Origin of the sequence: Paenibacillus sp. GM2FR (assembly GCF_002803325.1) — a bacterium.
Lineage (GTDB): Bacteria > Bacillota > Bacilli > Paenibacillales > Paenibacillaceae > Paenibacillus_AQ > Paenibacillus_AQ lautus.
The window spans coordinates 452125-462664 of record NZ_MKZM01000008.1 but is presented as its reverse complement, the minus strand read 5'-3'; the positions used below and the strand labels follow the sequence as shown (position 1 = coordinate 462664).

The 10540-nt window shown below is 50.3% G+C and carries 11 protein-coding genes; 3 read left to right on the top strand and 8 right to left on the bottom strand.

Features of this window, described 5'->3' with window-relative positions; translation table 11 throughout:
* Positions 1 to 61: 61 nt before the first annotated feature.
* Positions 62 to 1231, bottom strand: coding sequence for a M20 family metallopeptidase (locus PAEVO_RS02240; RefSeq protein WP_100536089.1), 1170 nt, complete (start codon positions 1229 to 1231; stop codon positions 62 to 64).
* 33 nt (positions 1232 to 1264) lie between these two features.
* Positions 1265 to 1774 (bottom strand): NUDIX hydrolase, encoded by a 510-nt coding sequence (locus PAEVO_RS02235; protein WP_100536088.1) that lies wholly within the window; start codon positions 1772 to 1774, stop codon positions 1265 to 1267.
* A 253-nt stretch (positions 1775 to 2027) separates the two neighbouring features.
* Between PAEVO_RS02235 and PAEVO_RS02230 the strand changes: the two genes are divergently transcribed.
* Together PAEVO_RS02230 and ftsW are read left to right on the top strand one after the other, a co-directional pair.
* Positions 2028 to 2375: a YugN family protein gene (locus PAEVO_RS02230; RefSeq protein ID WP_100536087.1), complete on the top strand. Its 348-nt coding sequence runs from the start codon at positions 2028 to 2030 to the stop codon at positions 2373 to 2375.
* An 11-nt stretch (positions 2376 to 2386) separates the two neighbouring features.
* Positions 2387 to 3604, top strand: a complete 1218-nt coding sequence (gene ftsW, locus PAEVO_RS02225) for a putative lipid II flippase FtsW (RefSeq protein WP_100536086.1) — start codon at positions 2387 to 2389, stop codon at positions 3602 to 3604.
* Between the two features lie 56 nt (positions 3605 to 3660).
* Here the strand turns inward: ftsW and PAEVO_RS02220 are convergent, their stop codons facing one another.
* Positions 3661 to 4047, bottom strand: coding sequence for an Asp23/Gls24 family envelope stress response protein (locus PAEVO_RS02220; RefSeq protein WP_100536085.1), 387 nt, complete (start codon positions 4045 to 4047; stop codon positions 3661 to 3663).
* 187 nt (positions 4048 to 4234) lie between these two features.
* Here PAEVO_RS02220 and cax point away from each other — a divergent pair, with 187 nt between their 5' ends.
* Positions 4235 to 5308, top strand: coding sequence for a calcium/proton exchanger (gene cax / locus PAEVO_RS02215; RefSeq protein ID WP_100536084.1), 1074 nt, complete (start codon positions 4235 to 4237; stop codon positions 5306 to 5308).
* A 119-nt stretch (positions 5309 to 5427) separates the two neighbouring features.
* Here cax and PAEVO_RS02210 read toward each other — a convergent pair whose 3' ends face one another.
* The 5 genes from PAEVO_RS02210 to PAEVO_RS02190 form a co-directional block, all read right to left on the bottom strand.
* Positions 5428 to 5715, bottom strand: a complete 288-nt coding sequence (locus tag PAEVO_RS02210; RefSeq protein ID WP_009589686.1) for an Fpa/YlaN family protein — start codon at positions 5713 to 5715, stop codon at positions 5428 to 5430.
* 150 nt (positions 5716 to 5865) lie between these two features.
* Complete coding sequence (locus tag PAEVO_RS02205) at positions 5866 to 6111, bottom strand: HPr family phosphocarrier protein (RefSeq protein WP_071223684.1); 246 nt, start codon at positions 6109 to 6111, stop codon at positions 5866 to 5868.
* Between the two features lie 95 nt (positions 6112 to 6206).
* Positions 6207 to 7322, bottom strand: coding sequence for an aminopeptidase (locus tag PAEVO_RS02200; protein ID WP_100536083.1), 1116 nt, complete (start codon positions 7320 to 7322; stop codon positions 6207 to 6209).
* 128 nt (positions 7323 to 7450) lie between these two features.
* Positions 7451 to 8278, bottom strand: coding sequence for a hypothetical protein (locus tag PAEVO_RS02195; RefSeq protein WP_243390613.1), 828 nt, complete (start codon positions 8276 to 8278; stop codon positions 7451 to 7453).
* A 103-nt stretch (positions 8279 to 8381) separates the two neighbouring features.
* A complete protein-coding gene (locus tag PAEVO_RS02190) occupies positions 8382 to 10373 on the bottom strand; it encodes a sensor domain-containing diguanylate cyclase (protein WP_100536081.1) in 1992 nt (663 codons plus the stop codon).
* Positions 10374 to 10540: the final 167 nt, after the last annotated feature.

Genomic DNA, 10540 nt, shown 5'->3' with positions numbered 1-10540 from the left:
TGATCAATAGGATTTCCAAATTACGAGCGTTCATGCGCTAGGATTGCGATTTTCTTAAAGTCTAGTCCCCATTCTGATAGCTCGACACCATCTCAACCAGCAGCTTCGCCCCATAACGCATGGCGTCTTCATCAAAGTCGAACATCGGATGATGATGCGGATAGATTGCCCCCTTGTTCGGGTTACCGGCTCCAACGAAAATGAAGCAGCCCGGAATTTCCTTCAAGTAATAAGCAAAATCCTCTGCCGGCATCAATTTGGGCGAGACCTTCACCTGGTCCGCTTCGAAGACTTTAGGTGCCGTACGAAAAAACCGCGCGGTTTCGGTCTCATCATTCACTACAGGCGGATAACCGACGAGATATCGGACCGCGGCCTTCGTGCCGTAGGTTTCCGAAACCGTCCGGGTCATATGCTCGATCCGCTCCCGGATCAGCGTCCGGGTAGATTCGTCAAAGGTGCGTACCGTTCCCGTGATCCGGCAAGAGGAAGCAATCACGTTTTGCGCCGTGCCGGCTTGCATCGTGCCTACCGTAACCACGGCAGGCTGCAGTGGATCTACCGTGCGGCTTACAATGGTCTGGAGCTGCATGACCAGCGCTGCCCCTGCTACCAGGGCGTCGGCCGTCACATGCGGCATACCGCCATGTCCTCCGCGCCCTGTAATATCAATGAAAAACTCATCCGCCGCCGCCATCAGCGGACCCGGCGCGCTCGCTGCGGTACCTACTGGAAACGGCGTCCATAAGTGGAGACCATATACGACGTCGGCTCCGTCAAGCGCTCCATCCTTGATCATCTCGATCGCTCCGCCGGGACAGACTTCCTCCGCCGGCTGGAACATAAAACGAAGCTCGCCCTGGACTTCTTCCGGGTACGTGCTGTAGTATGCTGCGGCCCCCAGCAGCATGGAGGCATGCCCGTCATGCCCGCAAGCGTGCATCACGCCTTGCACCCGGGATTTGTACTCGCAGCTCTTGCCGTCTTCAATCGGCAGCGCATCCATGTCGGACCGCAGCACAACGGTCTTGCCGGGTTTATCCCCTCTTAGAATTCCTATCACTCCATGCCCGCCCACATCGGTCTTGACCTCCAGACCAAGCTCCTGCAGCCGGGCTGCTATAAACGTCGAAGTTTCCTTCTCCTGGAACGAAAGTTCCGGATGCATATGTAAATGACGCCGCCACTCCACCATCCGTGGATACCATTGTTCCCAAAATGCTTCCTTCATCAAGTTCCATCATCCTCCCCCGCGATATGCGGCTCAATCGATCGCAAGAAATCCGTAAAGCTTGCTCAGCAGCAGCCCGTGCCCAACCATGGCATCCATTCGGCCGCCTTCCTTGATCTTGCGATACACATCCCTGAGCGGGACCCACACAGCTCTAACATCCTCGTCCTCATCTTGATTCGACTCTTGTCTCCCGGACACCTTCAAATCGTCGGTGAAATAAAAATGAACGTTCCGGTTGGCCAGAGAAGCCATCGGATAGGCACTGCCCATGTAGGACAGGTCCTTGCACAGTACGCCTGCCTCTTCTTCAAGCTCCCGCTTCACGGCAAGCTTCCGTTCCTCACCAGGTTTCACCGTTCCGCCGGGAAGCTCCCAGGTGATTTCATCCACCGCTTCCCGGTGCTGGCATACCAGGAGCAGGCACCCTTGATGAACGGCCACAACCGCTGCCGATTCCGGAATCTGGTCCATGACGACAATTTCCTTCTGCCCGTTCTCTTCCACTACATAATAATCCGTGCGGTAAACGACGCGATTCATCGGCCATATCCACCCTTCGCTTGAATTGAGGTCCTATGAATATATAACCACCAGGATGGAAAGCGTACATTTCACAGCGTTTTCACTTTCTTTTATTTTAGCAGAAAAGAAGAATGCCTGTCGTTATCAAAATCTCACCCTGGATAAAAGGTCTCAATTGAAGCGTGACGGGCGGTACAGGCTTGCACAAGTTCCTGAAACATACTATCATATTAAAGAACTTTGCAAGGACTATTAAGGGGGTTACGACCACATGATTTTCGAAAATACAGGCTTGGACGGATTGCACAGCGATTTAGCTTACCTCGATGAATGTGCCGAGAAAGTAGGCTTCATTCGTTGGCAGTGGGAATACTACCGCGCTACATATGACTTGAAAATCGAAGATAAAAAGAATCAGGCTGAATATTTCCTGCGCATTAACACCCGCGCTGTTGAAGGCAAGCTCGAAAAACCGGACGCCATCCTCAAAATCGAAGCGGTATACCTGGGTAAAGCCACGTTCCCGCATGGACTCGAATATGAATCCATGGCTCCACAGCCCGTTATGAATGTGGCCACCAAGAAGCTTCAAGAGCTCAAAGCTCTTCTGGAAGCGTAAGGTCGAACATTATGAATACGACCAAACCTCAGCCGAAGAGAGGGACGCCTGATTTTCAACTGCTGATCCTTACCTTGCTGTTAGTGGGATTCGGACTGATCATGGTGTTCAGTTCCAGCTCCAGCTTGGCCGTTTTCAATGAAAAATTCAATAACGACCCGCTGCATTTTACGAAGCGGCAAGCCGCGTTTGCCGTCCTAGGCACGTTGGTTATGTTTGTTGCCATGAACATCAACTATAAGAAGTACAAGAAGCTATTCATACCGGTGTTTTTTCTAACCCTGATGCTGCTGATTCTTGTGGTGATCATCGGTTCCGCAACCAACGGAGCCACAAGCTGGTTTAACCTGGGGAAATTCGGCATCCAGCCGACCGAACTGGCCAAAATAGCGACCATTGTCTATCTGGCAGCGCTGATCACCAAAAAAGGGGAACGAATCCGTCAATGGAAGGGCGGTTTCTTCCCCGTACTCATTATTGTAGGGATTGTAGCGGGCCTGATCATGCTTCAGCCGGACTTGGGGTCCTGCTTCATCCTCGTGGCTACCAGCGGGCTGCTGATCTATGCCGGCGGCGCCAGCCTCAAGCATATCCTCGGGTGTATCTCGCTTGTCGCGCTTGGCCTGGTGCTCACACTGGGGGTCGGATCACTCTTTAACTCCAGCGGAGATCAGGAGCAGGCATCCAAGAACTACAAGATGGGCCGGATCGAGGCTTTCATGGACCCGTTCCACGATGAGTCGGACACGGGCTACAATCTGGTCCAATCGCTGATTGCCATAGGCCAGGGCGGTGTCACTGGGGCCGGTTACGGGGAGAGCGTGCAGAAGCTGCATTACCTGCCGAATCCTTACAACGACTTTATCTTTTCGGTCATTGGCGAAGAATTCGGTTTTATCGGAACCGCGATATTCCTCTTGCTCTACTTATACTTTATCCTGCGAGGGATCATTGTGTCGCTTCGCTGCTCGGATCCTTTCGGAACCTTGACCGGCGTCGGCATCATGGGACTGATCGCCATCCAGGCCTTCATCAATATCGGCGGGGTGACCAATACCATTCCGATTACGGGCGTTACCCTCCCTTTCATCAGTTATGGCGGATCCTCGCTGCTGGTCATGATGCTGAGCATGGGCATCGTGCTTAGCATATCCCGGGACAGCAACCGTCCGATGAAAGAGGAGCAGGTTAAATCCGTAATTAAAAAAGACTACCGGGCAACCGTGTAGTCTTTTTTCTCGATTTTTTTCATCATCAGCGGGGAACGATCCCCCTATGGTTCGTCTTATTTGGTTCGAAGCTGAATATCGTCGATTTCATCGTCTTTAAACGCTACGCCTTCGACCTTCACGTTGACCTCAACCACACGAAGCCCTGTCATGCTTTCGACAGCTTCGCGGACATTCTGTTGAAGCATGCGGCACACTTCATGTATTGGTGTCTCATAGAGCACGATAATCCGCAGGTCGATCGCCGCTTCCAGCTGACCTACTTCTACGGTAACACCCTTTTGCACATTTTTGCCGCTCAGCCGCTTAGCCCAGCCCTCGGACAATCCACCGGACATTGCTGCAATACCTGGGGTTTCCAAGGCAGCCAATCCGGCAATTTTCGAGACGACATCATCCGATATTCGAATCAAACCGTTATCCAGTTGAAGTTGTTCCGTCATGCCATATCCTCCTTCACCTCATTATCCGTTATTGTAAATGGTAACGGACCTAAAAAGCAAATGCTCCCTTCAGAAAAGAGGGATAATTTTTCGAAAAATTTGGGTATATTGTAGAAAGCGATACGAGAATCGTCGATTCCACTCGCGCGGACTCATCAGTACATAAACCATAAGGTAGGTGTCGGTTATGAAAAAATGGCTAAATCCCGCGCTTCTCATCTTCACTTTTTTGCTTAGCGCGCTGGGCCACTTTGCAAATTGGAACTTCACACTCCAATTCATTCTGTCTTCCATCTCGGTTATTTTTGTCGCCGGTTTTCTCGGCAAAGCAACCGAAAGCGTTGCGCATTACGCCGGTCAACGGCTCGGGGGTTTCCTGAACGCCACCTTCGGTAACGCGGCGGAGCTGATCATTGCTATCCTGCTGATCAAGGAAGGCTTGTACGATATGGTCAAGGCAAGCATCACCGGCTCCATTATCGGCAACCTGCTGCTCGTCCTCGGGCTCAGCTTGTTTGCCGGGGGCCTCAAATTTAAAATCCAGAAATACAACGTGACGCTGGCAGGCCTGAACGGATCCCTGATGACGCTGGCCATTATCGCGCTCTTTATCCCTGCTGTCTTTCTCAATACCCACTCTATTACGGAGAGTGAGACCAAGACGCTCAGCCTCATTGTGGCGGGAATTCTGATCGTGGCCTACATCGCATGGCTTGGATTCTCGATGATCACCCACAAAAATTACTTGGCAGATGTCAGCGACGATCACGACCAGGATGCGCTGCCGCATGAGCACGGTCCCACCTGGTCCAAGAAACGCTCGATTCTATACCTTGTTGTCGCCACCGTGATGGTTGCGTTTGTCAGCGAATGGCTTGTCGGGGTGCTTGAGCCCATCAGTCACGAGTATGGCCTCAGCGAGCTGTTTATCGGGGCATTCCTGGTCGCGATTATCGGTAACGCCGCCGAGCACAGTGCAGCCATCATGCTTGCCATGAAGAACAAAATCGGCGCCGCCGTTGAAATTGCCGTCGGCAGCAGCCTGCAGATCGCCCTGTTTGTTGCTCCCGTGCTCGTGTTCATCAGCTTCTTCCTCGGAGATACGATGGATCTCGTGTTTACCACGCTGGAGCTGGTTGCTATCGGTGTCGCCGTATTCATTGCCAGATCCATCACGCAGGACGGTGCCTCCAACTGGTATGAAGGCCTGCTGCTGCTCGCCGTTTACGTCATACTGGGCGTCTCCTTCTTTCTCGTCTAAAGTAAGGAACGCTCAGCTCACACAGCTGTATACATGATGTAGGATCCACAAGTGAAAAAAACGCATGCCGCCTGAGTGCGACATGCGTTTCTCTATGTATGCGCCTGTACAAGTACAGGCTATTTGGATTGATTCATGGCTTCGTACAGGACCGCCAGATTGCGTTCAAGCTTGCTGATCAGCTGCTTTCCCGTACTTTCCGGAAGAAGCCCGGCCCGCACCGCGAAATCAACCTCTTTTGAAAAACCGTACATTTGGGTATCCAGCACTTCCTCATAGAGAGGGCAATAACGGGTCGCCAGATTCTCCATCTGTACTTCAATAAGCTTTAGGATTTTATCTGCATCTTCATGAAGAAGACTGATCGCTTTGAGATTCAGCTGTTCCTGTAAATCAGATGAAGTCATGATCTTCCCCCCTATGTCAAAAATCACAGCACAGTTACTATCTTTAATATTAGTCGAAATCGTTTCTCAATACAAGGACCTGAACAAAATAGACCCTTTCTCTACGAAAAAACACCCTTCCATTCTATGGAAGGGTGTTTTTGGCGACTGTTATTCAGCCACGACGGATACATTCAAACCATGCTTGGTGAATACGTCGATCATTGCTTTTTTAGCTGCATCAGCATCAGGTCCGTGTACATGCAGTTCGTAGCTTTGGCTGTTGACAAGCGTTGTGAACAGACCCAAGATGCTCTTAACATCAATGTACTTGTTCTCCGCCTGCAAAACGATGGAGGATGAGAACTGGCTAGCGGTTTGCGAAATTTCTACGATAGATTGATTGTTATTGGACATACGAATCCCTCCGTAACTTTAGGATCTGAATAAAGCTCATCACTGCACCTTCATGATACATTGAATCCGTTTTCTTATGCAACATTTTTTCCAATCTATTTAAGATTTTCCGGATTTAACGCTGCCAGCTCTGGAATAACAAATATACCATCCTTGCGAATCAGGCGATCGTCAAAGTAGATTTCCCCGCCGCCGTACTCCGGACGCTGGATCAAAACGAGATCCCAGTGAATCGAGGAGCGATTGCCGTTGTCTGTTACATCATATGCTTGACCTGGCGTAAAATGCAGGCTTCCGGCGATTTTCTCATCAAACAGAATATCTTTCATCGGTGTCAAAATGTACGGGTTGAAGCCGATGGCAAACTCGCCGATATATCTTGCACCTTCATCCGAATCCAAAATCTCGTTCAAACGTTTCGTGTCGCTGCCGGTTGCTTCAACAATTTTTCCGTTTTCAAAGCGGAATTTAATATTCTCGAAGGTTACGCCATTGTACAGGGTCGGTGTATTGTATGAGATCGTTCCGTTAACCGAATCACGAACAGGCGCTGTGTACACCTCGCCATCCGGAATGTTTTTCTGACCGGAGCATTTCTCCGCGCCGATGTTTTTGATCGAGAAGCTGAGATCCGTTCCCGGTCCCACAATGCGAACCTTGTCGGTATTTCTCATCAGCTCGGCCAAAGGATCCTGGGCGCGGTCCATTTTGGAGTAATCCAGATTACACACATCGAAGTAGAAATCCTCAAATGCCTCCGTGCTTGTGTTGGCAAGCTGCGCCATGCTGGCGTTCGGATAGCGGAGAACCACCCATTTCGTACGCTTGACACGCTCTTCGCTATGTACGGGGTGCGAGTAAAGGGCATTGTACAGCTTCATGTTTTCCTCAGGCACGTCAGCCATATCGTTGACGTTCTCGCCTGCGCGGATACCGATGTAACAATCCATTTTCTTCATGCGCTCAAGATCCAGCTCAGCCCACAGCTCAAGCTGCTCCTTATTTGCGTTCTTCAGCATTGCACGTTGAACCGTACGATCTGTCAATTGCACGAACGGGCGGCCACCTTGATTCGCAACCTCCTCAATGATGGCATTCAGCAGATCGCGCTCCGATCCAATCATTTCGATGAGCACATTTTCGCCTGGCTGCATATCTACCGAATAGTTCACGAGATTTTGAGCCAGTTTTTGAATTCTGGGATCACGCATATGTCATATCCTCCTTATGATGACTGTTCCCTACATGAATTGAACAGTGGTAAATTTATAAATTATTGTAGCATGCGAACAGCCCTAAGTCAGCGTTCATCGTTAAAAAAATTTTCATGGTTATTCCTTCAATAACCGGTAAACGTAACATCGGACAGCAGTGTTTCCGTGCGTGTTCTGCCTTGTTCGTCTACAAAAAACAATGTTCGTTCCATAGTCAGTTTGGTAGGAAGTTGCTTTTTTTTATTAATGGTTACATGAGAGACCGAAACGGTATCGGCCTTGCTCAACATGTTCTTCATTTCAGTATAGTCCCGCTCCCACACGGCCTTCAGTTGTTTACGAACCTTCGGATCTTCACTGTACAGCGGATCTCCTTTGCGTTCGATCCTCTCCGCCAGCGCCTTCATCTGCTCATCCAGCGATGCGTAGACCATATTGGCAGCCGCCTCCGGCGACAACTCAATGCGCAGCACCTTGGTTCCTCTTGCCGCCCCCAGCTCCTGGGTTACCGTCTTCTCCGACTTTCCGATATACTCCAGCAGTTCAAGCGGATTCAGGCGGGTCATCCACAATTCCTCGGCATGTCCCGAAGAGAGCGTGCTCCACTTGCCTTCCTTGCGCTTCAGCGCCACGGTAAGTCCATCCGATTTATATACCGAATCCGCAGATACCTTATCACTACGAATTGTTGTGCCCTTGTCCCTTGATGATAGTGTCAGATCCTTATGATGCTGCAAATTGCCTTCAAATGCCAAACTTTGCTGAAACGGTCCGTTTTCTCCGCTCCGAATCGCCGCTTCTCCCCGAAAAGAGAAATTATCAATGCCGGACAGCCCCGATAGGGCGCGGTTAAACGATTCTTCGGCAGACAATTGTTCCTGCCAGGCACATCCGGTTAAGCAAAAGACGAACAAAACCATTCCGATGACGCTCCGTGATCTTCCCATTCTCATAATCATCAGCCCCTCGTTGATCTTGTTCTTAGGCTATCCGCGGCCCATCACATTATGCAGATTATATAAAAAACCCTGCAGCCACTAAATAGCTGCAGGGTATTTAATCCAATCCGATTTCAGCCTCGGCTCTCTCCACGACAATCCGGTTGCGGCCGCCGTTCTTCGCTTCGTACAGGGCCATATCCGCTCGATAAAAGAGGGTCTCCACGCTGATCTTCTCATTGGTCCAGTTCCATTCAGAAATTCCGCAGGATACCGTTACGCGCGGATCGGTCTCTTCCGATACCCTTATGCGAATCCGTTCGGCGACCTGCATCGCCTGCTGAATGCCGAGTCCCGGCAAATACACGGCAAGCTCCTCGCCGCCCCAACGGGCCGGAATATCGCTGTGACGAATCGTAGTCTTCACGATACTGCTGACCTGCTTCAAAATTTTGTCCCCCCGCTGGTGACCGAACGTATCATTGACCTGCTTGAATTCATCGATATCCACCACAATGAGAGAACCGCAAAAATCACGGTTCTGACATTCATGAATCATTTCATCAAGATAATGCCTCGCATACAGTTCAGTCAGCATATCCCGGTTTGCCATTCTTCTCACTTCCGCATGCAAAAAGGCATTGCCGATAGCCAGACCAATATGGCTTGTCAGGGCTTGAAGCAACCGATAGCTGTCATACGAAAAATAATGCCGCTTCGCATGGGTGAGAAGGACAACGCCCCGTACCTCACCGTTTACAGTAAGCGGAGTAGCAATCATCGAGCTGGAATGAGTGCTCTCCATCAGCCGGGATTCCGCCGGACGTTCTTCGTGATAGTCTGACAGGATGAGCGGCTCCTTGGAATGATAGACTAGGCCGCCTAAACCGTAATCCTTCTCAAAGACCTCTTTGGCAAGCCACTCGGCGTTACAGGATACCACTTCAAGACCGCCAAGCTCCTCGTTATAAATCAAAATGCAGCAGTAATCGGCCTCTAGAATCTTTAGCAGCTCATGGTTGGCAAATTGGAAAATCTCCGCCAAATGCAAGCTTTTGTTCAATCGCTGTGTCAGTTCATTAATCATACGGAGCTCATGAATCATCAGATTGGACTGCTCGTACAATTTGGCATTCTCAAACGCGGTGCCCGCAGCATCGGCCATCATCCCGAGGAGTTCCAGATCCATATCGGGCAGCTCAGACTTGTCCACTTCCACATGGAGCACGCCATAAACGCCCTGCTTGCCTCCCATGGGAATCCCGATTTCCACGATCGAATCGGGTTCCTCATGTTCATGAATCGTGAGGGTACCCTCCATAAATGTGCGGACATAAACCTCTTTCTGCCAATGATGGAGCAGCAGGGGACGCACCAGCGGATGTCCGCTCTCATGGTCCTGAGACATAAACAATTCGACTTTGGCCTTGGGATACAGCGCCAGAACACTGTCTATAGCCTCCACCAGCACACTGTCCACATTAATCTGGACATGCATCCGCTTTACATACTGAAACATGATGGAACGCCTGTGCACCTCACGCTCAGCTTGAGTGTGAACGTTCTCCAGATCATCAGCAAATACGTATTCCAGCTTCCGATAGAAGCAGGAACGAAACAATAACGCGTACGTTTCTGTCAGCATAAGTGACTGTTCCGGCTCCATCGCATGCGAGGAAACACTGACCATCACCGCAAATACATCACCATGAATGCGAGTGAAGAGCGGGACAGCGCACAGCACTTTTCCCTCAAACGAACCTTTCCCCATCCCTTGGGCGGCTTCTTTGGAGTTTAAAACAAGCGATAACGTCTCATCTTCTCTTGCATTAAGGTATTCCGTTATTTCGGACGCCCCTGTCAGCCAAGCTCCCTCATGAGAAAGAAGGGCCCAGCTGAATCTCTTCATCGCCTGTGTGCCTGTGCTTTCTCTTAGCCACTCCAGATAGCTGTCTGATATGAGAGGCTGAATATAAGGGAAATCATGAGGTGTAATATCCAAGCTCTGAAGCCAAAAACGAGGCTCGTTTCCGGGAATTGGCCCGGCATCATTAAACGTAACTGCATCGCCGGGAGAGCTTTCATACACTTTCCGTTGATCTTCTGACATATTGGGCGCTCCTTTGCACCATTATAAAAGGCCTATCCAAGACTGGCGTTCCGATTCATAATGTAAGGATCCTTTTGGCTGCCGCATGAATGGCGGTAACCCAGCTGTTCAACATGTTGGGAGGGTGATGATATACATCAAAAGATGTTACGATATGTAACTAGATA